At 58.1% G+C, this 24266-nt stretch carries 28 protein-coding genes, 1 tRNA gene and 1 pseudogene; 16 read left to right on the top strand and 14 right to left on the bottom strand.

The genetic code is table 11. The annotated features are described in order from the left end of the window. The first annotated feature begins 110 nt into the window (after window positions 1–110). From J2Y39_RS20410 to J2Y39_RS20370, 9 genes are all read left to right on the top strand, one after another. Window positions 111–3023, top strand: coding sequence for an aminotransferase (locus tag J2Y39_RS20410; RefSeq protein WP_310219375.1), 2913 nt, complete (start codon window positions 111–113; stop codon window positions 3021–3023). Window positions 3024–3328: 305 nt separating this feature from the next. Beyond that, window positions 3329–4207 carry an N-carbamoylputrescine amidase gene (gene aguB / locus J2Y39_RS20405; RefSeq protein WP_041477498.1) on the top strand — a complete coding sequence of 293 codons (879 nt, stop codon included), beginning with the start codon at window positions 3329–3331 and terminating at the stop codon, window positions 4205–4207. Next, on the top strand, window positions 4207–5313 hold the full coding sequence (gene aguA, locus J2Y39_RS20400; RefSeq protein WP_310219372.1) for an agmatine deiminase: 1107 nt from the start codon (window positions 4207–4209) through the stop codon (window positions 5311–5313). Before aguB ends, aguA begins: the two co-directional genes overlap by 1 nt. Before the next feature lie 245 nt (window positions 5314–5558). Further along, a complete protein-coding gene (locus J2Y39_RS20395; protein ID WP_056787152.1) occupies window positions 5559–5771 on the top strand; it encodes a hypothetical protein in 213 nt (70 codons plus the stop codon). A gap of 463 nt (window positions 5772–6234) precedes the next feature. After that, window positions 6235–7539 carry an OprD family porin gene (locus tag J2Y39_RS20390; protein WP_150741768.1) on the top strand — a complete coding sequence of 435 codons (1305 nt, stop codon included), beginning with the start codon at window positions 6235–6237 and terminating at the stop codon, window positions 7537–7539. A 231-nt stretch (window positions 7540–7770) separates the two neighbouring features. Continuing rightward, on the top strand, window positions 7771–8517 hold the full coding sequence (locus J2Y39_RS20385) for a 2OG-Fe dioxygenase family protein (protein WP_041477502.1): 747 nt from the start codon (window positions 7771–7773) through the stop codon (window positions 8515–8517). Between the two features lie 79 nt (window positions 8518–8596). Beyond that, a complete protein-coding gene (locus J2Y39_RS20380) occupies window positions 8597–8974 on the top strand; it encodes a GNAT family N-acetyltransferase (protein WP_008080517.1) in 378 nt (125 codons plus the stop codon). Further along, window positions 8971–9687: an AzlC family ABC transporter permease gene (locus J2Y39_RS20375; protein ID WP_016772152.1), complete on the top strand. Its 717-nt coding sequence runs from the start codon at window positions 8971–8973 to the stop codon at window positions 9685–9687. Before J2Y39_RS20380 ends, J2Y39_RS20375 begins: the two co-directional genes overlap by 4 nt. Next, complete coding sequence (locus tag J2Y39_RS20370; RefSeq protein WP_024011198.1) at window positions 9666–9983, top strand: AzlD domain-containing protein; 318 nt, start codon at window positions 9666–9668, stop codon at window positions 9981–9983. The genes J2Y39_RS20375 and J2Y39_RS20370 overlap by 22 nt, the downstream gene beginning before the upstream one ends. Here the strand turns inward: J2Y39_RS20370 and J2Y39_RS20365 are convergent. Further along, the gene (locus J2Y39_RS20365; RefSeq protein WP_310219367.1) at window positions 9900–10826 is read right to left on the bottom strand and encodes a LysR family transcriptional regulator; all 927 of its coding nucleotides are present in this window, start codon (window positions 10824–10826) and stop codon (window positions 9900–9902) included. The two genes, J2Y39_RS20370 and J2Y39_RS20365, sit on opposite strands and share 84 nt — an antisense overlap. Before the next feature lie 468 nt (window positions 10827–11294). Between J2Y39_RS20365 and J2Y39_RS20360 the strand changes: the two genes are divergently transcribed. The 3 genes from J2Y39_RS20360 (at window position 11295) to J2Y39_RS20350 (ending at window position 12889) form a co-directional block, all read left to right on the top strand. Continuing rightward, window positions 11295–11585: a type II toxin-antitoxin system RelB/DinJ family antitoxin gene (locus tag J2Y39_RS20360; RefSeq protein ID WP_056787159.1), complete on the top strand. Its 291-nt coding sequence runs from the start codon at window positions 11295–11297 to the stop codon at window positions 11583–11585. A 219-nt stretch (window positions 11586–11804) separates the two neighbouring features. After that, window positions 11805–12212, top strand: a complete 408-nt coding sequence (locus tag J2Y39_RS20355) for an MbcA/ParS/Xre antitoxin family protein (protein ID WP_252887134.1) — start codon at window positions 11805–11807, stop codon at window positions 12210–12212. After that, complete coding sequence (locus J2Y39_RS20350) at window positions 12209–12889, top strand: RES family NAD+ phosphorylase (RefSeq protein ID WP_252887135.1); 681 nt, start codon at window positions 12209–12211, stop codon at window positions 12887–12889. Before J2Y39_RS20355 ends, J2Y39_RS20350 begins: the two co-directional genes overlap by 4 nt. On the opposite strand, the gene J2Y39_RS20345 is transcribed toward J2Y39_RS20350, so the two are convergent. Both J2Y39_RS20345 and J2Y39_RS20340 read right to left on the bottom strand, forming a co-directional pair. Continuing rightward, window positions 12880–13698 carry a lipopolysaccharide biosynthesis protein gene (locus tag J2Y39_RS20345; protein ID WP_252868624.1) on the bottom strand — a complete coding sequence of 273 codons (819 nt, stop codon included), beginning with the start codon at window positions 13696–13698 and terminating at the stop codon, window positions 12880–12882. The genes J2Y39_RS20350 and J2Y39_RS20345 overlap by 10 nt on opposite strands. A gap of 309 nt (window positions 13699–14007) precedes the next feature. Then, window positions 14008–14052, bottom strand: a complete 45-nt coding sequence (locus J2Y39_RS20340) for a hypothetical protein (RefSeq protein WP_252869526.1) — start codon at window positions 14050–14052, stop codon at window positions 14008–14010. A gap of 19 nt (window positions 14053–14071) precedes the next feature. Here J2Y39_RS20340 and J2Y39_RS20335 point away from each other — a divergent pair. Next, window positions 14072–14173, top strand: a pseudogene (locus J2Y39_RS20335) (helix-turn-helix domain-containing protein); the annotation flags it as partial. A gap of 85 nt (window positions 14174–14258) precedes the next feature. Here J2Y39_RS20335 and J2Y39_RS20330 read toward each other — a convergent pair. From J2Y39_RS20330 to J2Y39_RS20305, 6 genes are all read right to left on the bottom strand, one after another. Further along, a tRNA-Thr gene (locus tag J2Y39_RS20330) sits at window positions 14259–14334 on the bottom strand. Between the two features lie 408 nt (window positions 14335–14742). Continuing rightward, a complete protein-coding gene (locus tag J2Y39_RS20325) occupies window positions 14743–15999 on the bottom strand; it encodes a methyltransferase (protein WP_252868625.1) in 1257 nt (418 codons plus the stop codon). Next, complete coding sequence (locus J2Y39_RS20320; protein ID WP_016772145.1) at window positions 15980–16669, bottom strand: ABC transporter permease; 690 nt, start codon at window positions 16667–16669, stop codon at window positions 15980–15982. The genes J2Y39_RS20325 and J2Y39_RS20320 overlap by 20 nt, the downstream gene beginning before the upstream one ends. Continuing rightward, on the bottom strand, window positions 16666–17361 hold the full coding sequence (locus J2Y39_RS20315; protein ID WP_016772144.1) for an ABC transporter permease: 696 nt from the start codon (window positions 17359–17361) through the stop codon (window positions 16666–16668). The genes J2Y39_RS20320 and J2Y39_RS20315 overlap by 4 nt, the downstream gene beginning before the upstream one ends. Before the next feature lie 77 nt (window positions 17362–17438). Further along, entirely contained in the window at window positions 17439–18191 is a 753-nt protein-coding gene (locus J2Y39_RS20310) for an ABC transporter substrate-binding protein (RefSeq protein WP_095181077.1), read from the bottom strand. Between the two features lie 13 nt (window positions 18192–18204). Beyond that, the gene (locus J2Y39_RS20305; protein WP_236168220.1) at window positions 18205–18978 is read right to left on the bottom strand and encodes an ABC transporter ATP-binding protein; all 774 of its coding nucleotides are present in this window, start codon (window positions 18976–18978) and stop codon (window positions 18205–18207) included. A gap of 543 nt (window positions 18979–19521) precedes the next feature. Here J2Y39_RS20305 and gabP point away from each other — a divergent pair. Continuing rightward, window positions 19522–20913: a GABA permease gene (gene gabP, locus J2Y39_RS20300; protein WP_150637946.1), complete on the top strand. Its 1392-nt coding sequence runs from the start codon at window positions 19522–19524 to the stop codon at window positions 20911–20913. Window positions 20914–20991: 78 nt separating this feature from the next. Here gabP and vapC read toward each other — a convergent pair whose 3' ends face one another. The 5 genes from vapC to J2Y39_RS20275 all read right to left on the bottom strand — a co-directional run bounded on the left by vapC (window position 20992) and on the right by J2Y39_RS20275 (window position 23629). Beyond that, window positions 20992–21390 carry a tRNA(fMet)-specific endonuclease VapC gene (gene vapC / locus J2Y39_RS20295; RefSeq protein ID WP_016772140.1) on the bottom strand — a complete coding sequence of 133 codons (399 nt, stop codon included), beginning with the start codon at window positions 21388–21390 and terminating at the stop codon, window positions 20992–20994. Beyond that, window positions 21390–21620: a type II toxin-antitoxin system VapB family antitoxin gene (gene vapB, locus J2Y39_RS20290; protein WP_024011210.1), complete on the bottom strand. Its 231-nt coding sequence runs from the start codon at window positions 21618–21620 to the stop codon at window positions 21390–21392. The genes vapC and vapB overlap by 1 nt, the downstream gene beginning before the upstream one ends. A gap of 165 nt (window positions 21621–21785) precedes the next feature. Beyond that, entirely contained in the window at window positions 21786–22238 is a 453-nt protein-coding gene (locus tag J2Y39_RS20285; protein ID WP_310219366.1) for a hypothetical protein, read from the bottom strand. 6 nt (window positions 22239–22244) lie between these two features. Then, window positions 22245–22658, bottom strand: coding sequence for a hypothetical protein (locus J2Y39_RS20280; protein WP_016772137.1), 414 nt, complete (start codon window positions 22656–22658; stop codon window positions 22245–22247). Window positions 22659–22687: 29 nt separating this feature from the next. Beyond that, a complete protein-coding gene (locus J2Y39_RS20275; protein ID WP_310219365.1) occupies window positions 22688–23629 on the bottom strand; it encodes an alpha/beta fold hydrolase in 942 nt (313 codons plus the stop codon). A gap of 32 nt (window positions 23630–23661) precedes the next feature. On the opposite strand from J2Y39_RS20275, the gene J2Y39_RS20270 reads away from it, so the two are divergent. Together J2Y39_RS20270 and J2Y39_RS20265 are read left to right on the top strand one after the other, a co-directional pair. Further along, window positions 23662–23946: a hypothetical protein gene (locus J2Y39_RS20270; protein WP_133337418.1), complete on the top strand. Its 285-nt coding sequence runs from the start codon at window positions 23662–23664 to the stop codon at window positions 23944–23946. Between the two features lie 17 nt (window positions 23947–23963). Next, complete coding sequence (locus tag J2Y39_RS20265) at window positions 23964–24254, top strand: YceK/YidQ family lipoprotein (protein WP_252868627.1); 291 nt, start codon at window positions 23964–23966, stop codon at window positions 24252–24254. Window positions 24255–24266 lie beyond the last annotated feature (12 nt).

The raw sequence follows: 24266 nt of genomic DNA, 5'->3' as shown, positions 1-24266 counted from the left end.
GCAGGGCGCGAGCGTTCGGTTTGAATTGGGCCGTTCAGTCACGCTGGGGGTTGCGTAACCGCCAAGGCAATGGCGATATAAGCGCCTAATAAAATTTCAGGGGTCGTTTCATGCCGCTCGCCACGTTGATTCATCGCGCCAGTTTGCCCGGTCCGCAGGTTTCAGAGGCGCAGGCGCTGCAATGGCTGGCCGAACATTACGGGCTCAGCGGCACGTTGCAGGCGCTGGGCAGCCAGCAGGATCTGAATTACCGCGTCGACAGCGCAAATGGGCGCTTCGTGTTGAAAGTCTGTCGTGGCGACTACGCTCTTGTGGAACTGCAAGCCCAGCACGCAGGCCTCAATTATCTGGCCGAGCACTCGGCGATCAAGGTGCCGCGCGTCATCGCAGCCAATAACGGTGCGGATCTGTTGTCGTTGCAAGCCAATGGCGAAACGGTGCATGTGCGGTTGTTGGAGTACATCGACGGGCAGCCGTTGACCGATTTCGATCATCTTGGCCAGGACGTGGTTGCCGGGTTTGGCCGACTCTGTGGCGAGATGGATCTGGCGCTCGCAGGCTTCGATCACCCGGGCCTTGAACGCACCTTGCAGTGGGACGCGCGTCACGCCAACGCTTTGATCAGTCATCTGTTGCCGGTGATCTCGGACGTGCAGCAGCGTGCGGTGATCAGCGCTGCCGCCGAGCAGGCCGAGCGCCGTTTGCAGCCGCTGCTGGACAAGCTGCCGGTGCAGGCGATTCACATGGATATCACCGATGACAACGTCGTCTGGGCGCGTGATGCCCAGCGGCATTGGCAATTGCAGGGGGTGATCGACTTCGGTGATCTGGTGCGCACCTGGCGCATCACTGATTTGTCCGTGACCTGTGCGGCTTTGCTGCATCACGCCGATGGCGATCCGTTTGTCATCCTGCCGGCGGTCAAGGCGTATCACGCGGTCAATCCGTTGCAGTACGCAGAACTGCAAGCGCTGTGGCCCTTGATCGTGGCGCGGGCGGCGGTGCTGGTGCTCAGTGGCGAGCAACAGGTGAGCATCGATCCCGCCAATACTTATAGCCGCGACAATCTCAGCCACGAGTGGGAAATCTTCCGCGTCGCGACCTCGGTGCCACTGGAGCTGATGGAAGCGGCGATTCTCACCGCCGTGGGACAGACCGTGCCGGAGGCTGAAAACACAGAATTTGCACCATTGTTGCCCGGGCTGGTCGGGCGTGAATTTGCGCTGATCGATCTGGGCGTGTTGAGTCCGCATTTCGAAGCGGGCAATTGGGAGCAGCCGGGCATTGATCAGCGCTTGCTGACAGAAGCCGCAGCGGTGCATGGGCTGGCGGCGACGCGTTATGGCCAGTACCGCTTGTCACGCACCCGCCCGGACAGTGCGACTGAACCGGATACGTTCCCGTTGCATGTTGAATTGCGTGTGCCGACCGGAACCGAAGTTCAAGCACCGTTCGCCGGCGTTCTGAATCAAGCGGTAAACGGGGCGCTGCAACTCGATGGCCCGCAGTTCAGCGTTCGCCTGTGGGGCGTGACGGCAGTTCTTGGCCATGGCGCGGCACTGGATCGAGGCCAGAAGCTCGGTGCGGTCACGGGGCGGCTGCTCGTGCAGATGTGCCGGGGAGCAGAACTCGACGCGCCGCTGTTCTGCACGCCGTCGCGTGCATCCGCATGGCAGGCGGTGTGCCCGTCGCCGGCGACGTTGCTCGGGCTGGCCTGCGACGCCGAGCCTGAGCTGGACGCGCAAACCCTGCTTGAACGCCGCGATGCCAGTTTCGCCCGCACGCAAAAACACTATTACGTTGACCCGCCACGTATTGAACGCGGCTGGCGCAATCACCTGATCGACATGCACGGCCGATCCTATCTGGACATGCTCAACAACGTCGCGGTTCTCGGCCATGGTCACCCTCGGATGGCGGCGGTCGCGGCGCGGCAGTGGTCGTTGCTCAATACCAATTCGCGCTTCAACTATGCGGCGGTGGCCGAGTTTTCCGAGCGCTTGCTCAAGCTGGCGCCGAAGGGCATGGATCGCGTGTTCCTGGTCAACAGTGGCAGCGAGGCCAATGACCTGGCGATTCGTCTGGCCTGGGCCTACAGCGGCGGGCGCGACATGATCAGCGTGCTCGAGGCGTATCACGGCTGGACGGTCGGCGCCGATGCGGTTTCGACATCGATTGCCGACAACCCCAAGGCGCTGGAAAGTCGCCCGGACTGGGTTCACCCAGTGCCAGCGCCGAACACGTATCGCGGCGAGTTCCGTGGCGCCGATTCGGCGCCGGATTACGTGCGCAGCGTCGAGCATCATCTGCAAAAACTGGCCGAGCAGAAGCGGCAACTGGCCGGTTTCATCTGCGAGCCGGTCTACGGCAATGCCGGAGGTATTTCTTTACCGCCGGGCTATTTGCCGCAGGTGTATGAAAAGGTCCGCGCGCAGGGCGGGGTGTGCATCGCTGACGAAGTGCAGGTCGGTTACGGGCGCATGGGCCACTTTTTCTGGGGCTTCGAAGAGCAGGGCGTGGTGCCGGACATCATCACCATGGCCAAAGGCATGGGTAACGGCCAGCCACTTGGCGCGGTGATCACCCGCCGGGAAATCGCCGAGGCGCTGGAGGCCGAAGGTTATTTCTTCTCGTCGGCGGGCGGCAGTCCGGTCAGTTGCCAGATCGGCATGGCGGTGCTGGATGTGATGGAGGAGGAAAAGCTCTGGGAAAACGCCCAGGTCGTCGGCGGTTACTTCAAGGCGCGCCTGGAAGCGTTAATCGATAAACATCCGCTGGTCGGCGCGGTACACGGCTCCGGGTTTTATCTGGGGCTGGAGCTGATCCGCAATCGGCAGACGCTGGAGCCGGCAACCGCCGAGACAGCGTTGCTGTGTGACCGCCTGCGCGAGTTGGGGATCTTCATGCAGCCGACGGGCGATGACTTGAACATCCTCAAGATCAAGCCACCGATGGTGACGTCGCGCCAGAGCGTGGATTTCTTCGTCGAAATGCTGGATCGGGTGTTGAGCGAAGGCCTGTAAGCAAGGCACATCCCCTGTGGGAGCGAGCCTGCTCGCGAAAGCTGTGTATCAGTCGCCACATGCGGTGACTGACGCAGCGCATTCGCGAGCAGGCTCGCTCCCACATTTGTTTTCGGTCTTAAGTTCGATTTCTATCGATTTAATTAGCGTTAAAGCGGATAGATTAATGATTTATAGCTTTTAAAGCCGATATTTATCGGTTATAAATTCGCCATTGCTCCGGCATGGCGATCTCTTGTCCGGTGCGCGCGTTTTCTTTTCGGTTGAATTCTTCGACCGTCAAAGCACTAGCCCGGAGATGATTCATGAGCCGTATCGTTACCGTCGCCGCCACGCAGATGGCCTGTTCGTGGGACCTGGAAGCCAACCTCGAAACCGCTGAAAGACTGGTCCGTGAAGCCGCCGGCAAAGGCGCGCAGATCATCCTCATCCAGGAACTGTTCGAGGCACCGTACTTCTGCCAGAAGCCCAATCCGGATTACCTGCAACTGGCAACGACGGTTGAAGAAAACGTCGCCATCAAGCATTTCCGGAAAATTGCCAAAGAGCTGCAAGTGGTGCTGCCGATCAGCTTCTACGAACTGGCCGGGCGTGCACGCTTCAACAGCATCGCGATCATCGACGCCGACGGCAGCAACCTCGGGATTTATCGTAAAAGCCACATTCCGGACGGCCCGGGCTATCACGAGAAGTATTACTTCAACCCGGGGGACACCGGCTTCAAGGTGTGGAATACCCGTTACGCGAAAATCGGCGTCGGCATCTGCTGGGACCAGTGGTTCCCGGAAGCGGCGCGCAGCATGGCCCTGCAAGGCGCGGAAATTCTCTTTTATCCAACCGCGATCGGCAGCGAGCCGCACGACAAGACCATTTCTTCGCGCGACCACTGGCAGCGAGTGCAGCAGGGCCATGCCGGCGCCAACCTGATGCCGCTGGTTGCCAGCAACCGCATCGGCAATGAAGAGCAGGACGGCTACGACATCACCTTCTATGGCTCTTCGTTCATCGCCAACCAGTTCGGCGAAAAAGTGCAGGAGCTGAATAAAACCGAAGAAGGTATTCTTGTGCACACGTTCAACCTCGACGAGCTGGAACATATTCGCAGCGCGTGGGGTTCATTCCGCGACCGCCGGCCGAATCTGTACGGCGCGTTGAAAACCCTCGACGGTTCCCTGGAGTCCTGATGACCACATTGAAAAGTACCCCGCGCGCCGACGGCTTCTACATGCCGGCCGAGTGGGCGCCACAAACCCAGACCTGGATGATCTGGCCCGAGCGCCCGGACAACTGGCGTCTGGGTGGCAAACCGGCGCAGGCCGCGCACGCCACAGTGGCCAAAGCCATCGCCCGCTTCGAGCCGGTGACCGTTGCCGTCTCCGCCGGCCAATACGAAAACGCCCGCGCGCGCCTCGATGTGCCGAATATCCGCGTGGTGGAAATGTCCAGCGACGATGCCTGGGTTCGTGACAGCGGCCCGACCTTCGTTATCAATAACCATGGCGAAGTGCGCGGTGTGAACTGGGATTTCAACGCCTGGGGCGGTTTCGATGGCGGCCTGTATGCACCGTGGAACCGTGATTCGCAGGTCGGCGGCAAGATCCTCGAGATCGAACGCAGTCCACGTTACCGCACCGAAGGTTTCGTGCTCGAAGGCGGTTCGATTCATGTCGATGGCGAAGGCACGCTGATCACCACTGAAGAATGCCTGCTCAACCGCAATCGCAACCCGCACCTGAGCCGCGAAGAAATCGAAGCCGTACTCAGCGACAACCTGTCTGTGGACAAGATCATCTGGTTGCCGGATGGCTTGTTCAACGATGAAACCGACGGCCATGTGGATAACTTCTGCTGCTACGTGCGTCCGGGCGAAGTGCTGCTGGCGTGGACCGATGATCCGCAGGATCCGAACTACCCGCGCTGCCAGGCCGCAATGAAAGTGCTGCAAAGCAGCACCGACGCCAAGGGCCGCCCGTTCACGGTGCACAAAATGCCGATTCCGGGGCCGCTCTATGCGACCGAAGAAGAATGCGCCGGGGTCGATCCGGTGGACGGTTCGCAGGAGCGCAACCCTTCCTTGCGCCTGGCCGGCTCCTACGTGAACTTCCTGATCGTCAACGGCGGCATCATCGCGCCGAGCTTCGACGACCCGATGGATGCCCCGGCCAGGGAAATTCTGCAGAAGCTGTTCCCGCAGCACGAAGTGGTGATGGTGCCGGGCCGTGAACTGTTACTGGGTGGCGGCAATATTCACTGCCTTACCCAACAGCAGCCAGCGCCGCACAAAGAGTGAGTTGAGTCGTAACAGCTTGAGTTGATTAACAAATCAGTCAGGCAATGATTAGCTCGCTACCCATGAAAGCAAGCCCGCAGCCCGTCAGGACCGCGGGCTTGTTTGTATCCGCCGGTCCACATTCGAGTCGCCTTGGCATAGCTCTTGTATTGCTCCTGATGCACTAGGGAGGGAGGGGAACTTCAACAGTTCTGTCACAAACCTTGGATAACGTAGCCGCTCACGAACGGGGAGAGAGCGCTGAAATGAACGCCGAAGTGAACGTAATCAGCGAGCGGACTGTGCATCCCATGGCCGTCAACGGCGAATCGCTCCAGCTTGTCGCGCACTGGTTGAAGTCCAATGGAACGCGTCAGATCAGAGAACCTGATCCGCGCCGGATGATGATCGAGCGCTACCCCGCTGGCCTGTTCAGCGAGGCCGAGCTGGAAGCCTTGTGGGATGTGATGGAAGGATAGGAACAACAGGGATTGGTCAAAAAGCGCTGCCGGGATGGCGGCGCTTTTTTTGGCCTGATTTTTATCCACAGGCTTTCAAAGGTGGGAGCGAGCCTGCTCGCGAAGGCGTCAGCACTGCCAATGACTTTGTTAACTGATCCAGCGCTTCCAGAGCAGGCTTGCTCCCACAGTTCAGAACTCCCTGTTTAATCCGTTTTTTCTGCAACAGCCCAGCAAAAAAAATACGTTTCTTAGACGTTTTTCGCCTATTTAAAGACGATTCTTGAAATTGACACACAGTTCAGGGCGCGGCTACGATTCGGCCCAACGCCTGTGGCTAACCGCCATGACTCAAAATAAGGAGCAGGCCCGCCAGGACGTTACGTCGGCGGGCTTTTTTGTTTCGGGGTGAATACAAGAGTGCAGAAAGCGCCGTTTCAGCCGTTCGACACAGCGCGTTTCAACCCGTAATAAGGAAAACAAAATGTTGAACAAGCGAATCAGTCTGATCGCACTGGGGATGTTGAGTGCTACACAGGCCATGGCTAACGACCAGGCCGAATCCAAGGGTTTCGTTGAAGACAGCAGCCTTAAAGTGCTGTTGCGCAACGCCTACATCAATCGTGATTACAAAGACGGTAACAAGGACAAGGCCGAATGGGGCCAAGCGGCCATCGGTACGTTCTCGTCGGGCTTCACCCAAGGCACCGTTGGTGTCGGCGTGGACGCTTTCGGTCTGTACGCATTGCGCCTGGACGGCGGCAAGGGCCGTAGCGGCGCCGGCGGCATCGACTTCTTCAGGCAGGAAAATGATGGTCGCGCGAACCACGACATTGCCAAGGGCGGTGCTGCGGTCAAGTTCCGTGTGTCCAACACTGTACTGACCTACGGCGACCAGATGCCGGCCCTGCCGGTGCTGAGCTACGACAACGTGCGTCTGCTGCCGGAAAGCTATACCGGTACTTTGATCACCTCCCGTGAGATCAAAGGCCTGGAATTGAACGCCGGTCGCTTCACCGCCGAATCGCGCAAGAGCGATGAAGGCCGTGACAGCGGCGGTCTGAAGTCGATCAACGTGTTGGGCGGCAGCTATCAGTTCACCGAAAACTTCAAAGGCGCGCTGTACGCCTCCGACGTTGAGGACGTCTTGAAGAAACAGTACGTGAACGCCAACTATGTGATTCCGTTCAACAAGGATCAGTCGCTGACCCTGGATTTCAACGGCTATCGCACCAAGCTGGACAGCTCGTACGTACGCGAAAACACCGTACCGGGCGAAAGCATCGTCACCGGTCGCGACAACAAGATCTGGAGCCTGGCAGCCACCTTCGCCACCGGCCCGCACTCGTTCACCGTGGCGCACCAGCGTTCCACCGGCGACAGCAACCTCGGTTATGCCTACGGCGGCTACCAGAAAGATCAGGGCCGTGTCGGCGACGGTGGTAACTCCATCTATCTGGCCAACTCCTACTGGTCTGACTTCAACGCCGAAGACGAACGCAGCTGGCAGCTGGGTTACGGTCTGGACTTTGGTTCGTTCGGCGTTCCGGGTCTGAGCTACAACTTCGCTTACGTGCGCGGCGACAACATCACCACGTCCACCAGCGAAGGCGGCACCGAGCGCGAAATTTTCAACCAGTTCAAGTACGTCGTGCAGAGTGGCCCGGCCAAAGACCTGAGCGTGAAGTTGCGCAGCTCGATCCTGCGGGTGTCGCAGAAATCCAGCGAGTACAACGTCAGCGGTAACGAGCTGCGTGTATTCGTGGACTATCCGATCAACATCTTCTGATGATCGATCCGCTGTAAGAAAAATGAGAAAACCCCGATTCGTTCGGGGTTTTTTTTCGCCGGTTTTTCAGCGAAAACCGCAAATAACCGGTGTTCTTGTCATGTAAAAGTCGTTTTTCAAGCGCTGCAGATTCCGTTTCAAGCAGTGCTTCAAATGCCTGAAATTCTTTCTCATGGACGCAAATTCTCCACCCAATAGATTAGGGCGTTCAACGCAGCGGAGAATTTGGTAATGATCGTTTTGAACAGAGAAGTGGGCGAATCGCTACGGCGCGACAAGTTTGTCAACGTCCAGGGTGGTGACTTCAATCTCTACGGTCATTTTGCCGACTTCGTCAGACTGACCAAAAGTTGGGAAAACATGGAGCCAGACAGCTACTACGGTCAGGCCGAAGCCGGCATGCGTTATCGTCGTTACAGCGACTTTGAATACAACCCGAAAACTCGCGAGCTCAAGCAACTTGAGCATCGCGCCTATGTGCAATCGAAAGAGAACAACGCTTACGTCGGTGGCGTGGTGCGCCACTTCCAGGACTTTTCCGAGGAAGTGATCTCCTCGCCGGTGATGCGCAGCCTGATCGACACCGATTTCGAAGTGTACAAAAGTGTCCTGCCGGAAGAGTTGCACGATGAAATCTGGCAGTGCCAGATCCATCAGATCCGCATCGAGATCAAACCCGGCAAACAGCTGGAAATCACTCCTGAAGGTATTCATTGCGACGGCTATCCGTTCAGCGGTGTGCACTTCTGGGGCCGCAGTAACGTAGAGGGTGCCGAGAGTCGACTGTACGACATTCACGAGCATCAACTGGCGGCGACCACCTACGAGGAAATTCTCGATACCACCTTCTTCCTCGATCGCGACATGCGCCACTACGTGACCCCGGCGCGCAATACCCACACCCATGCCATGGCGTACCGGCAGATTCTGGCGATTTCCTTCTCGCGGCCCGGGACCGCTTTCGACATTGTTCGCTAATCAGATCACCCCAATCGACGGCGTCGAGTGCTCGACGCCAGTGGTACTGCGCCGGGCCACCGCCAAGGATGCGCAACGCATGGAGCGCTTCTTCCGCCAGTTCGACGAAGTGTCGTTCTGCGAATGGCAGGACGCCAAATGCCTGCGCGGCGTGTTGATCCAGAAAACCACCACGGCGTATCTGGCGTTCGATGTGGCTGGCGAGATCGTCGGCGCGGTGCTCGGCGGCATGCTCGGCAGTCGCGGCACGATCAATCATCTGGCCGTGAGCCCGCGCTACCGCAGCCAGGGCGTGGGCCAGCGTCTGGTTGAAGCAGCGTCGTCCGACATGAAACGGGTCGGGGTGCTGCGGATGTTTCTGTTCGTCGACGATGCTAACCTCGCGGGCAAGCGATTCTGGACTGCCCAGGGTTTTTGCGAGCCTCACGGCGAACGAACATTTGAGAGGGATCTATGAATGAAAGGTCCGGCAGCGCGCCGCTGATGGCGACTCATCAGCCGTCGCGCACGTTTGCCGAAGCCAGCCCGGTGGTCGCCGGGTATTTCACCGTGTCGTTTGTCTTCGGGCTGATGGCGGTCAACGCCGGTCTGCCGATGTGGCTGCCAGTAGCGATGTGCTTGTTTGTCTATGCCGGCGCCTCGCAGTTCGCCGCGCTGGCGCTGATCTCCAGCGGCGCCTCGCTGACCACCATTGTGCTGACCACTTTCCTGATCAATGCGCGGCACATGCTGATGTCGGTGTACATGGCCAAGGCGCTGCGCGCCCTTGGTTTGAGCCGCATGGAGCGTTGGGCTTACGCCGGTGGCCTGACGGATGAATCCTTCGCCTTTCACAGCGTCAAGCTTGGCACGGGCGCACCGGTCAATGTGCGTTACCTGATCGGCTTCAACCTGTTCTGTCACACCTCGTGGGTGCTCGGCGGTCTGCTCGGTGCGGTCTGCGCGCAGTACGCGGCGCACTTGATCAAGTATCAGCTCGACTACGCGCTGACGGCGATGATGCTCTACGTGCTGGTCTCGCTGTGCAACACGCGCAACAAACTGATTGCCGCCGCTGCCGCCGTGGTCTGCATGGGTGCGCTGAGCCTGATCGGCAGTTCGCCCTTCAACGTATTTATCGCCACGTTCGTGGGCTGCGGAGTGGGTGTATGCCTGACCAAACGTTCCTGATTCTGGTGGTGGTGCTGATGATGGCGGTGACATTCCTGCCGCGCGCCTTGCCACTGCAGATCAACACCGAACACTGGCCGCCCTTCGTGGCGCGGGCGCTGGAATATCTGCCGGTGGCGATCGTCGCTGCGATCAGCCTCACACCCCTGTTGATCAAGGATCGGCAGATCCAGCTCGATCGCCCGGAATTCTATGCCGCGATTCCGACGTTGCTATGTGCGTATTTCAGCAAAAACCTCTTTCTCAGTGTGGCGGTGGGGACGGCTGCGTATATTGCGCTCGGCTCGTTCATGTAGCGGCAGATCAACGACGTCGTTCAGCGCCTGGTGCGACAGCTCCGGATTGTTTACCGCCAGGCGCACTTCGAGGAAATCCTCGAAACCGGGAAAAATCGTCAGACCGTTCTTCTGCGCCGCTTCACGCGAGACCATGCCGACCGCATCCATCTGCGTGATCAACGACAGCGTCAGGGTTTCGCTGCAGGAATAGACCATGCGCTGGCCGTTCTCGTGATTGCCCAGCCCGGCGTCGAGAAACCGCAAGAAGCTGTGGGAATACGGACAATCCTCTGCGGGACGCACCTGAAACTTGTTGCCCAGTAACGTCAGTGGATCGTTTTCCTGGCCGCAATGCGCACCGACCACCTGCACCTGCACATCCGGCAGGACGATGCTCGGCAACCCCGGGCGCTGTGGGCCGATCAACACCGCCAGATCGAAGTCCTCATTCTTCAGCTTGCTGAGGTTTTCCATCGACTCGGCGTAGCTGAATTCCATCTGGTAATCGGGAAATACTTCGATCAGGCGTCCGATCATGCGCCGGTTGAAGTCAGCCGATAACGTGTTGTTCAACGCGACCTTCAAGGGGCGCTGGCCTGGCACCTTGAGTGCCTCGACTTTTTCTTCCATCTGTCGCGTGGCGATCAGCACTCTGTCCATATACGGCGTGAGCTCGGTGCCTTGCGGCGTCAGCGTCAGACCTTTGTTGGAACGTCGAAACAAGCGGAAACCGAACTGCTCTTCGACCTTGTTCAACTGCGCGGCCAACGCCTGCACAGTCAGGCACGAATGCTCGGCTGCGGCCGACAAGGAGCCGGTCTGCACGATGCGCATGAGGTTGCGTAAGGTTCTGCTATCCATGGGTAATGCCCTCTGAAGTGGGCTGGGTATTGTTGTTTACGAGACTGCCGATCCGGCGCCATATGCCGGCTATATTCCTGTACCTGAGCATAGTTGTCGCGGATTTAGTAGCGAATTGATTTCCCTGCCGATGGCTGGAGGCTGACAGAGGATCGGGGTTTTTGGTGAAGTGGGGGTGATGAAGGTCAAAAAAGTGCGTGGTTTTGGTGCGCGGGGAGATTTTTTTCGAAGAGAAACAGCTTACATCTTCCTAGCTTTTTGCCTGCGTCATACGCAGATAGGGCTCAGGTAAAGTAACGATTCAGCTGATAGCGCCCAACAGTCAAAGGAGTTGAAATGGATGTCTGGCATGCGAGCCATGGTGGTAGATAACCACCTATCAACTTCGCATTGACCCACAAAGATCACTCCGAACACAATGCAGAGGTAGCGCTGATGTAGCTACAAAACCACGATGAGGTAATTGAAATGGCTGCACTACTGAAAACTACCGATGTGCGCTGCCGCATTGATGAGGATTTGAAAGCGCGTGCCACTGAAGTCTTGAACGCTTGCGGGCTGAGCATTAGCGACGCCATGCGACTTTTTCTGCGACAGGTTGTTGCTACTCAGGGGCTTCCCTTCGAGGTGCGAGTTCCATCGGAGAAGACGGCCCGCGCAATGATGGAAGCACGAGAAATCCGTCAGCGTTTCGACTCGATAGACGACATGCTAAGGAATGCTGATGGCGAAACAGGAGAAAACGCAAAAACGCGCTGATCGGCCTAAACAGTGTGCACAGACTTCTGAATTCAAGAAGTCTTGGGATCGTTTAGGGAGTCATTCAGAACTGTTTAAATAGCGCAGAAAAACATAAGCCGGCTTAACTCCGGCTTCTGAGCGTTTGATTGTTACGATTCGTTCATTTGTGTATCAAAACGCTAAAAAATTACAGTTATGTACTAGTCTTCAGCTAAGACAAAAAATCAGGAGGCGTCTATGCCTACCTCATCCCCAGCTCTCACCCCACGCGAACAACTCGACGCCCCCGAAGCCGGTCGCGTCGCGCTGAAGTTCTTCTTTAACCTCATGGAGCGCTGGGGCTGTAGCGCCGAGCAACAACGCACCCTGCTCGGTGGAGTCGGCAACACCACATTCTATAAATACAAACACCTGCCAAACACACGCTTGCCCCATGACACCCTCGAGCGCATCTCTTATCTGATGGGCATTCACAAGGCGCTGAGCATCATCTTCAGCAATAGCCGCGAGCGCGCCTACAAGTGGGTCAGCAGCCCGAACAACGCGGCACCGTTCAATGGCAAAACCGCGCTGGATTACATGCTGGCGGGCCGGGTGGTCGATATCGCCGATGTACGCCGCTACCTCGACGGAGTGCGCGGTTGAAAGCGCCGGCGCCGGTGGATGTGCCATGGCCGCGGGCGTATCGCATCGTCAACAGCAGCTTCCCGCCGATTGCGCTGTTCGAAGACGTCCTCGACCCCGAGGACCTCGAAGTTGCCTACGCCATCGAAGCGCTGACCAATGATCGCCTGATCGAACAGGCCGGCGTACTCGCTCGCGTACGTCCCGAAGATCGTCTGTCCGGCCCCGGTTCCAGCCCGGTGATGGCCGCGTTCACTCACGTCGGCAAACGCAGCCGTTTCAGTGACGGCACCTTCGGCGTCTATTACGCCGCCAGCAGCCAGGCTGCGGCCATCGCTGAAACCTGTTTTCACCAGGAACGCTTTCTCGCGGCGACCCAGGAAGCCGATCTCGAATTGACCATGCGTACTTACATCAATCAGGTGATCAAGCCGCTGCACGACGTTCGCCATGGCTTTGATCATCTGCATCAGCCTGATCCTGAAGCCTATGGCCCATCACAGCTGTTCGCGCGGCAACTGCGCGACGCCGAGTCGTGGGGCTTGCTTTATAACAGCGTGCGGTTGCCTGGGCATGAATGCGTTGCGGCGTTCCGTCCGCCTGCGGTTTCGATTCCGAAGCAGGGTAAACACTTGCGCTATTTCTGGAGCGCAAGTGAGGGCAGAATTTCGTTTGTGTTCGAGGTCAGTCAGGTCTGAATTATCGCTTTGACTTCGTCGAGTGTTTTGACCGGAATGACGCCGGAAGGAATTCGCGAAGAGGGCGACAAGTTGTAAACGGCAAACTCTTTGCCGACGACTTTGTCGGACATGAGTTTCAGAGATGGAAGTATTCTGGAATGAAAATGCTGATCCAGACCGCACGGCGAGATAGAGCTTCCATCAGTCTCGTAAAAGCGCCCCGCGGACTGGTTCATATCCGCTCCCACCAAAATCACCTTTGAAAAGCCTGCGTGATAGGCAAGTTGGAGTGCGAGATACAAGACTGTGCGGGCATCAAAAAAACCATGGGCCAGGTTTTTGCTGAACCCGATACTGCGGTTTCGACTACCCCAAACAGCTCGATTACGTACCAGATCCTGGTTGTTGCGCAGTAGCCATTCAGTCAAGGTTGGTTTGGGCGCTTTCTTGAGCAAATAGAGATCACCTGTCGGTTCAACAATCAGTTCCTGAGCCTGGTTAGCCCACACAGCTACACGCTGACTAGTGCGCATCGCATAGGCAAACAGTTCAGGTTGTTGTAGCGAAAAACTGGTATCGGTGCATGCGTAGAAGAACGGCTTTATGCCTGTTCCCATGAACATGGATATCGCACCGTTCACCGTGATCATCGGGATGTCGGCAAACTGTTCGATGGGAAAATCTTTCGCGGAGCTGCCCGAAACGATGATGAATGCAGCGCCGTGAGCAATGTTTCGACAGTCAGAAAAGTCCCTGATTTGCGAACGTGCGGAGCCGTTTGGCGTTTCTGATGTTGAGTTCATCGATGGTCTCTTGGTCCATGTCATGCATTCAGTCCGTTGTGCTGACGTGATGAAGCGGGATGACTCTTCCACAGCGCCGCGCTTTGTAAGGGAGTGTTGCGCTCGGCGTTAGTTCCCAATTGGCTGCGGGGCGGCCGATGCGTTGGCCAAGAACGCTCCAGTGGCTGGCGGGTTATCTGGATAGATGCAGGAGGGAAGTCGGATATGTCCGCGCATCAAGGGATCTTGAGGAAGGCCGGCATGTTTTCGGCAGGCCTGAAATGCAAAAAGCCCTCGCATCAACGAGGGCTTCGAATGGCGGTTTGCATCAATGCCTTTCTGGTGGCGAATCCATTACTTCCCCACATCATCGATCAATGCCTTGCTTAGCTCGTGCAGATACTGCGAGGCATAAGCGCGGACTTTGCAGAATTGGGAGCAGGGGCGCAGGCAACCGACGGGTGCAGCGCAGACTCTCTTGCGGGTCGCAAGTCAGCATCCTGAGGCGTTGCGGGATTTGCATCCTGCCCGATCCCCATTTTGGACGTCTTGGCTGACTCAGAAACAACAAAGCCCCTGCATTTCTGCAGGGGCTTTGTTTTGTATGGTGCCGGCACCAGGAGTCGAACCCGGGACCTACTGATTACAAGTCAGTTGCTCTACCAACTGAGCTATACCGGCGTGTGGGCGACGATTATAGCGGTTGGGTAGATCCTGTAAACCCCTGAATTCAGACTATTTTTGCATTCCGGAAAAATCAGGCCCTGCGCAAATTTATGCGCTGCTTTTGTACCTCACGCGTAGTAAGACATTTATACAGGGCGTACGGGTCAGCTTCGGCTTTCATGACCTCGCAATTATTCACTCGGCTAGCCCAATATTCGTCGGTTATGTCGTTTTGATTGGCAGCTTATGCACAACTGAGAGGCGCGGATACTGGCTTATGCGAGGTGTTGTGAACCCATTCTCATCTTGTTCGCAAATCCCTGTTTTACAGGTTTTTTATTCATGTGAACAAAAAATGACCAGTGTTGTTAACGCGACGAAACAGGCACAGATATTGGATCCACGGAAAATCCATCAACAGAGTTATCCACAGGCTGTAGTATTTTCAGCGCGTTCGGCGAGCAGCAGTAAGTTACGCGGTGTGAGTGAGATGTTGCAAAAGGTGCCGAGGCGTACGACGTATCCCTGTTCTGCGAGGAAAAGCGCCCGATCCAGATTCAGCCAAAGCTCCAGCGGTCGGCGGAACAATCCGCGCAGCAATTCGAGATTGCGAACTTCGGCCAACCGCTGCCAACCGGCTGCTTCGAGTTCGGGCCAATCTGGCTCGCCGACTGTGGATAACTCTTTGAGCACAGCCAGATCGCGACAGTAAGCAGCGAACGGTTTGTCCAGCCAGGCGCTGGGCAGGGAGGGCGTTGGCAGGTATTCGTCGACGCCGCGCAGTTGCCGTTGCAGCAAGTCGAAGGCCAGTCTTCGGGCCATGGAAGTGTCACGCTGGCGTCGAACTCTTGCACCGGCGGTGACGGTTTCGTTCATCGGCAGCGCCAGATCTTCCAGCGAGAGCTGTAGAAGCGATGCCGATCCTGCGCAGGACAAGGCCTGGTCTTCGTTACGACTGATGCGGTTGTAACAGCACGGTGCGATCGCCATTTGCTGGCAGCCGGCAGCACTGGCCAAATGCATCAAGCGCACGTGCAGATCACCGCAGGCGTGGAGGGCGACGGGGGTGTGGGCGGCGTTCAATACGGCCGGGGCGTCTGCCGCGAGTACATCCTGTTCGACATGCAGGGCGTGCAAGTGATGACGCTGACTCAGTGCCTGACCGCTGGCGACCAATAAAGGATCGTATTCAACGCAAGTCAGTTGCTGCCCCGACCCCATTAAGCGCCGTCCCAAGTGCCCTTTGCCTGAACACCAATCCAACCAATGCGTCGGTGGCGAAGCGAAAGACAAGCGACCGGCAAACGCCTCGATCTGCTGCCACTTGCGCCCGGGCACATCGACATTCAAGCGATGCCCGGCAGCCTCAAGCGCATGCCCCGGCAACTCACCGACCGCACTCAACTCTGCCGACAACTTCGCCAATGAAGCGAACGGCTCTGGCGCATCGACAAGATCAGCAGGATGGTTATGCGCGCGTTCTGCGGCTTCCAGCGATCGCTTGCGTAGCCACGCAGACAACTCCGGGTAGGACGCTTCCCATGGAAGTTGTAGGTGAGTGAACGGTCGAGGTTTCCACAGCGCCTGATGCTCAATCAGAAAAGCATCCAGCGCCGTGAAACGGGCGAGTAGGGCCTCGCCCGTCAGCACGTGGGAAGTATCAGCGGCCTTGGCAGGCATCGACGCGCAGCCAGCGTTCCAGCAGCTTGAAGCCGCGAACCAGCACGTAAGCCATGACCAGATAGAACACACCGGCGGCGAAGAAGATCTCCACCGGCAGATAAGTGCGGGCAATGATCGTGCGGGCCATGCCGGTGAGTTCCAGCAGGGTCACGGTGCTGGCCAGGGCGCTGGCCTTGAGCATCAGGATCACTTCGTTGCTGTAGGCCGGCAGGCCGATGCGCGCAGCACGGGGCAGGATGATGTAGAACATCGCTTTGGGCCTGGACATGCCCAGGGCCCGCGCGGCTTCGATTTCACCGGGTGGAATCGCCTGAATGGCACCGCGCAGAATCTCGGCGATGTACGCCGCCGTGTGCAAGGTCATGGTCACGGTCGCGCACCAGAACGGATCGCGCAGGTAGGGCCACAACGCGCTTTCACGCACCGCGTCGAACTGCGCCAGGCCGTAATAGACCAGGAACAGCTGCACCAGCAACGGCGTGCCCCGGAAAAAGAAGATGTAGGCGTAAGGCAGCGAGCGCACGTACCAGCGCTTCGAAGAGCGGGCGATGCCCAACGGAATGGCGAGCAGCAGGCCGGCAATGACCGCGATGGCGACCAGTTCCAGCGTCAGGGTCGCGCCCTGTGCTAGTTTTGGCAGCCACTTGATGATGACTTCCCAGTTCATTGCGCGCTCCTCGCAAAGCCGCGGGCGGCGCGTTTTTCCAGCAAGTGCATGCCGGTCATCGCCAGCACTGTCAGGCCGAGGTACATGATCGCCGCGACCATATAGAAGGTGAATGGTTGTTTTGACACGGTCACACCGATCTGCGCGTGACGCATGATTTCTTCCAGACCGATGACCGATACCAGCGCGGTGTCTTTCATCAGGATCATGAACAGGTTGCCCAGGCCCGGCAGGGCGATGCGCCACATCTGCGGCATGATCAGCCGGGTGAAAATCCGCCATTTCGACAGGCCCAGGGCCTGGCCGGCTTCACGGTGGCCCTTGGGAATGGCCAGCAGGGCGCCACGAAACACTTCCGTGGCGTAGGCGCCGAAGCACAAACCCAGTGCGATGACACCGGCGGCAAAAGCGTTGAGTTGCAGGTCGGGGTTGCCGAAGTACTCACCGAGGGCGCGCATCAGGTTGACCGTACCGAAGTAGATCAACAGCACCCAGAGCAATTCCGGGACGCCGCGCACCAGCGTCGAATAGGTACCGCCAAGCCATTGCAGCGGCTTGTACGGGGAAGTCTTGGCCAAGGCGCCGAGCAGGCCGAGCACCAGGCCCAGGCACAGGGCGGTGAGGGCCAGTTGGACGGTCATCAGCGCACCAGCGGCGAGCGCCGGGCCGAATCCGTAGAGGTCGATAATCATGGGTTTCTGTTCAAATTGCGGCAGGCAAAGTCGGGAGCCGGCGCCGCTTGATTACGGCGCCGGTCCCACAGGTCAGATCAATAGATACTGAACGGGAAGTACTTGTCGTTGATTTTCTTGTAGGTACCGTCGGCGACGATTTCCTTCAGGGCGGCGTTCAGCTTGTTGCGCAGTTCGTTGTCACCCTTGCGCACGGCGATACCGATCTTGTCGCTTTCCACTACCGGGTCGCCCTTGAACTCGTAGTTCTTGCCAGCGTCGGTTTTCAGCCAGTCATAGTTGGCGTACTTGTCGGCGAGGATCGCGTCGACACGGCCGGAGGTCAGATCGAGGTAGGCGTTTTCCTGGGTGTCGTAGAGGCTGACCTTGATATCGTCACCGTAGGTGTCTTCCAGCCAGGTGCCGGCCAGCGTTGCGCGCTGGGTGCCGATGGTTTTGCCCTTGAGCGAGTCCTTGTCGGTTTTGAAGTCGACGTTCTTCGGCGCGATGAACTGCAATTTGTTCGAGTAGTACGGGTCGGTAAAGTCCACTGCGGCTTTGCGATCTTCGGTGATCGACAGCGAGGAAATCAGGAAATCGAACTTCTTCGCGTTCAGCGCCGGAATGATGCCGTCCCAGTCGGAAGTGACGACGGAACATTCGGCTTTCATCTTCGCGCACAGGGCGTCGCCGATTTCCTTGTCGAAGCCGACCACTTGGCCGCTGGCGTCTTTATTGTTGAACGGCGGGTAGGCCGCTTCGATGCCCATCTTCAGGGTTTCAGCCATGGCACCGGCGCTGAACGCGAGGGTGACGGCGGCGGCCAGGAAGACCTTTTTGAAATTCTGCATGCATGTTGCTCCGTTAGCGGTTGCTGGACATGAATTGTTTGCAGCGCGCCGAAAGCGGGTTGTCGAACACCTGCTGTGGCGATCCTTGCTCTTCTATAAGGCCCTGATGAAGGAACACCACTTCGCTGGAAACCTGGCGGGCGAAGCCCATTTCGTGGGTCACGAGCAGCATGGTGCGGCCTTCTTCGGCCAATGCGCGGATGACACTAAGTACTTCCTGAACCATTTCCGGGTCAAGCGCGGAGGTCGGTTCGTCGAACAGGATCACCTTCGGCTGCATCGCCAGCGTGCGGGCGATCGCTGCGCGTTGTTGCTGACCACCGGACAATTGCGCCGGGTAGGCGTGGCGCTTGTCGGCGATGCCGACCTTGGCGAGCAACGCTTCGGCGGCTTCGATGGCTTCGGCCTTGCTCTGGCCGAGCACGCGGCGCGGGGCCTCGATGACGTTGTCGAGCACGCTCATGTGCGGCCACAGATTAAAGTTTTGAAATACAAAACCAATCTCCGAGCGCAGACGATTGATCTGTTTGCCGTCGGCGGCGACCAGTTCGCCGTTCTTCGCGGCTTTAAGCTTGAGTTCTTCACCGGCCACCAGGATCTGGCCCTGGTGCGGGTTTTCCAACAGGTTGATGCAGCGCAGGAACGTGGACTTGCCGGAACCGGAAGAGCCGAGGATCGAGATCACGTCGCCGTCGCGGGCGGTCAGCGAGATGCCTTTGAGCACCTCCAGCTGTCCGTAGCGTTTGTGCAAGTTGCGGATTTCAAGCGCGGGCGTGGCCTCAGCCATGTGCGTTCCTCATATATGTTGCGCTCCTGCTGTTGGCGGGCCTTCCTGGCGAGGCGGCCAAGCTAGCATAGCGTTTCAATGGCAGCCAACAGCGCTACGAGCGGTAAACGGGTGGCATGTGGCGGGTTGTCGCATCGGCGCAGCAGACTGTCGCCCCGTCAACAACCGAACGGGTGTTTGATCGTGCAAACCCGTGGGTGCCGCGTAAAAAAAGGCGCGATGTTGCCAGCTTTGGCGGGGTGTTGGAAGCGCTATCCGGCCGAACGTTCCTTATTCGCCCTTTTTCTGTGCGCCGCACACTTTATCTGTGTGTTTCTGGTGCGCGAATTCGTCTTGAAAGTGAGTCGCCGGGTAACGTTCTGGCGAATAGCCATTAAACTCAAGGACTTGCACCGGATGCCGGAGCCCCCGGCCCTCAAGGACTTGAAACATTTTGGCGCAAATATTGCGTGCAGAATAAGGAACAGGCCGTTGGATTCTTTTTACGAGAAAGAATTTACAGACGCGCCGGACGCACTCGCTTTCCTTGCAAAGGTAGTCTCTATGAGCAGTACCCCAAGCTCCACTGGCCTCGAACAGGGGCTCAAACCGCGTCATGTGACCATGTTGTCGATCGCCGGTGTGATCGGCGCCGGTCTGTTCGTCGGCTCCGGCCACGCCATCGCTGCCGCCGGCCCGGCCGTGCTGCTGGCCTACGCCGCTGCCGGTACTCTGGTGGTGCTGGTGATGCGCATGCTCGGCGAGATGGCCGTGGCTTCGCCGGACACCGGTTCGTTCTCGACTTACGCTGATCGCGCGATCGGTCACTGGGCCGGATTCACCATCGGCTGGCTGTACTGGTGGTTCTGGGTGTTGGTGATTCCGCTGGAAGCCAACGCCGCCGCGACCATCCTGCATGCGTGGTTCCCGGGTGTCGACATTTGGGCTTTCGCGCTGGTGATCACCATGCTGCTGACCGTGACCAACCTGTTCAGCGTGAAGAATTACGGTGAGTTCGAGTTCTGGTTCGCCCTGATCAAGGTGCTTGCGATCATCGGCTTCATCGGCCTCGGCCTTGCAGCGATTTTCGGTTTCCTGCCGACCAGTCAGGTCAGCGGTGTGTCGCATCTGTTCGACAGTGGCGGCTTCCTGCCCAACGGCATGGGCGCTGTGCTGGGCGCGATACTGACCACCATGTTCTCGTTCATGGGCACCGAGATCGTCACCATCGCGGCGGCGGAATCGAAGGACCCAGGCAAGCAGATCTCCAAGGCGACCAACTCGGTGATCTGGCGGATCGGCCTGTTCTATCTGGTGTCGATTTTCATCGTGGTTGCGCTGGTGCCGTGGAACGATTCTACCTTGGCCAACCTCGGTTCCTACCAGACCGTACTTGAGCGCATGGGCATTCCCAACGCCAAGATGATCGTCGACATCGTCGTACTGGTCGCAGTGACCAGTTGCCTGAACTCGGCGCTGTACACCTCGTCGCGCATGCTGTTCTCCCTCGGCAAGCGCGGTGACGCCCCGGCCATGTCGACCCGCACCAACAAGAGCGGTACGCCTTACTGGGCGGTGATGTTGTCGACCGGCGCAGCGTTTCTCTGCACCTTCGCCAACTATGTGGCTCCGGCAGCGGTGTTTGAATTCCTCCTGGCCAGCTCCGGCGCCATCGCCCTGCTGGTGTACCTGGTGATCGCCTTCTCGCAACTGCGCATGCGCAAGCAGCGCATGGCGCGCGGCGAGAAGATCGTCTTCAGCATGTGGCTGTTCCCGGGTCTGACCTGGGCGGTAATCATCTTCATCGTCGCCGCGCTGACCATCATGCTGTTCCAGGAAGCCCACCGCGTGGAAATCCTTGCCACGGGCCTGCTGAGTCTGATGGTGGTGGCTGCCGGTCTGCTGGTGTCGCGCCGGCGCAAGCTGGAGAAACGTGGTGCGGTGGTGTTGAACTGAGTCGTAACGCGTGATGTAAAAACGGCCGCTGTCAGGGATGACTAGCGGCCGTTTTTGTTTCTGAGCTTTCCAGTCAGGTTAAACCCAGTCCTCGATTCGCAAACCGGAAACGCGTTGAAACTCCCGTACGTTGTTCGTCACTACAATGAGTCCAAGTGAGCGTGCGTGGCCAGCGATCATTTGGTCGTATGGCCCGATCGGCGTTCCAGCCTTCGCGAGTTCAGATCGAACCATCCCGGCCTGTGCGGCTGCGTCGTTATCGAAAGGCAAGACATCCAGTCGCGCGACAAATCCTTCAACAATTGCCAGATTTTTCTCCGGGGCCGCCGACTTTTCAGCACCGTAAATAAGCTCCATAAGCGTGATAGCGCTGATGCACAACTGCCCGGAATGTCGATTGAAGGCTTCCCGGACAATTTGTGGTTTGTTCTTGATGGTGAAGATGCAGATATTTGTATCCAGCATGTACTTGATCATCAGAACGACTCGCGCTCCTGTTCAGTGGGTTGCTCACGGTTAGCCATGAAATCAGGGCTGACGCTGTCGCCATCAAACCAGCTATCCCAGCTTTCTCCAGCAGGCGTAATGACGCGTGTTCTGCCAATCGCGATGACTTCCACTCGTTTAACGTCGCCGGGCATCGCAACTGCCTTTGGCAGTCGGACTGCCTGACTTCTGTTGCTCATGAAAATTGTGGTCTGCTCCATATTCGAGCTCCCGGGTCTGTTCCTGTGATTAGCTCAGGATAGATCGTGCTGGGGATATGTCAATGGGATATACATCGTCACCGGACAAAGAGTAGCTAGGTCATCCAAACAAAAACGGCCGCTGTCAAGGATGACTAGCGGCCGTTTTTTGTTTCTGAGAAGGGCTTATTCGCTCTTGCCTTCCTGGGTGTCTACCGACTTCCCATAAGCATCCAGCGCCACCCCGAAATCCGTAATGAACTGCGGCTCGCTCAGCCAGGCCTGGGCTTGTTCGATGGTCATGCCGTCGGCCCACATGCGGTAGTCGATGAGCATGTCGGCGGCCAGGTGGGTGGCGGCCATGCCTTCGTTGTCGGCGTTTTCCATGTCGAGCAGTTCAGGATGGTCGACGATGATGAAGGCCAGTTCGCGCAGCAGGGTCAGCAGCATTTCGTTGCGGCTGACGGCTTCGGCATCGCGCATTTTGCTGAACATCGCCAGGGTGTATTCCGGGATCGGCTCGGCGAGGTGGCCGAGGTCTTCGTCCTGATCCAGCGGTTTGCGCCCGACCATACGGATCTGCTTGGCTTTGGCCTTGGCGCGTTTGGCGCGTTTCTGTTGCTTGTTCAGGGATGCCATGGGAGCTCAGTTCTTCTGTTGGGTTTGTGCAGCGATCGCGTCGGATGCCGCTACGTAGTCAGCTTGGAATGCCGGAGATTCGATCCACGCCAGCGCGCCGGCCTCGTCGGTTTCCTGCGACCACTGGCGATACTCGATCAGCGCTGCGAGGATGAAATCCATCGCGCCTTCCTCACCTTCCTGCTCATAGACCAGTTCCAGCAGCGGATCTTCAAGGAACGCGGTGCACATGGCCTGTTGGCTGATCTTCTCGGCGTCGATCATTTTCTTGAACAGCTCGGTCAGGTCCACCGATTCGAAATCGATGCGGTCGTCGTTCGGGTCGAGCTCGACCGGCGCTTCGGCGCGCTTGGTGCGGTTCTGCTTGGCCTTGGCTTTGGCCCGGGTGGCGCGTTTTTGCTGCTTGTTGGCGGAGGCCATGATGTGTTCCGTCGTGCGTTGAGAGGGGCTCAGCTGCGTGGCACTTGTCGGCCGGGTGTATCGGCGGCCAGTGCGCCGGTCTGCAGCCAGGTCAGAGCAATGGGCCATAGTGTGGCTTGGTATGCGCTGCGAAAAAAGCCGAAATGTCCGACTTGTCGTTCGCCGATGTCCTGCGGCGCAATGCGCAGATGGGTTTTTGCCGCGTTGCTGAAGTAGCCGAGCAGGCGTTCGATCGCCGGGATCGTTCCGTAAGGATCATCGCTGAGGCTGATGGCGAGGGTCTGCGCGCGGACGCCATCGAAGGGCAGGGCGCCCGCCTTTTTCATCAGCACCCGACCGCTTGGACGATCCTCGTACCGTGCAGTGGGTGTGCTCCAGTCGCAGACTACGCCGGTTGGCGTGTCCTCCAGCCAGCCGATCCGCTTGCCTGGAAAATAGCCGCAGAGCAGCGTCATCAAAGGCATGATCACATGCCACTTGCCGAACATCCGCCAGCGCTGTTCAGGGGCGTAATCGCGCCAATAAGCGAACTGCGCACCGACGGTTACCAACCGTCGGATCACCTTGCCCGACTCCGCCAAGCCCGCCGCGCAACCGCCGAAACTATGGGCGACCACATCGATTGGCTGACCGGGAAACTCCCGCTGCGCGCGTTTGAGCATCGCTTCGAAATCCAGAGCGCCCCAGTCAGTCCACGAAGCGCGCAGCCCTTTGATCGATTCGCTGCGTGATTCGCCAATGCCCCGGTAATCGTAGGTCATCACATCGCAGCCGTGACTGAACAGATAGGCTGCGAACCTTGAGTAATGGCGACAGCGCACGGAGGTGGCGGCGTTGATGACGACCACCGGGCGCTGTGGATCGGGCGAACTGTGGCGCCAGGTGAAGCCGCCGAGTGCGTAGCCGTCGGCTGCGTTCTCTATGAACGATTCGCCAATGGTTACCGGGTCGGTCGAAAGGCATTTGTTCATAAGGGCTCGGCCTTTGCGAAGGTGGATCGAGAATGAGCCTGGAACTGGCGCCGAGCAACATACGGAACGCAGTGCGTTCCGAATTCAATGTGATCGAATTCGTGACGCGCTGCGTCACGATTTACATAAGTCCGAGAGACAGTTCATTTCACATCCGCTCCAGTTCATGCAACGCGCAGCGGCGTAATGCCAACATGACAGCGTTCGAATGCGCCGTCGCGCAACAGGCAATCTGGTTTAACCGATATGCCGAGTCAGCAGGTAAAGCAGTCACGAGCGAAAGGCGCGAGTACAATCCCGCGCCCAGTATTTTGTGACGTAAGGAAGCGCTGTTTTGAAAGGGATTCTGCGAATTGGCTGTGTCATAGGCCTGGCACTGCTGTTGGTTGGCTGCGGAACGTTTATCGGGCGCTTGAATGATGGTCTGTCCGACGCCGAATATTACCGAGGGGTCGATGGCGGCCTACACCTGCTCGGTGTTCGGGGAGGAGGCAGCGATGGCATGCCGGCAGCGATCATCTGTTACATGATGATCGTCTGCCCGGTCATCACTCTTGTATCCCTGCCAGTGGATGCCGCTGTGGATACAGTCTTGTTGCCCGTCGATTACATCAACACTCTGTGAAGGCGGCATGCA

Source organism: Pseudomonas sp. 2957 (assembly GCF_031456345.1).
GTDB classification, from domain to species: Bacteria; Pseudomonadota; Gammaproteobacteria; order Pseudomonadales; family Pseudomonadaceae; genus Aquipseudomonas; species Aquipseudomonas siliginis.
The sequence above is the reverse complement of the archived record's forward strand: the minus strand, read 5'-3'. Positions and strand labels throughout refer to the sequence as shown.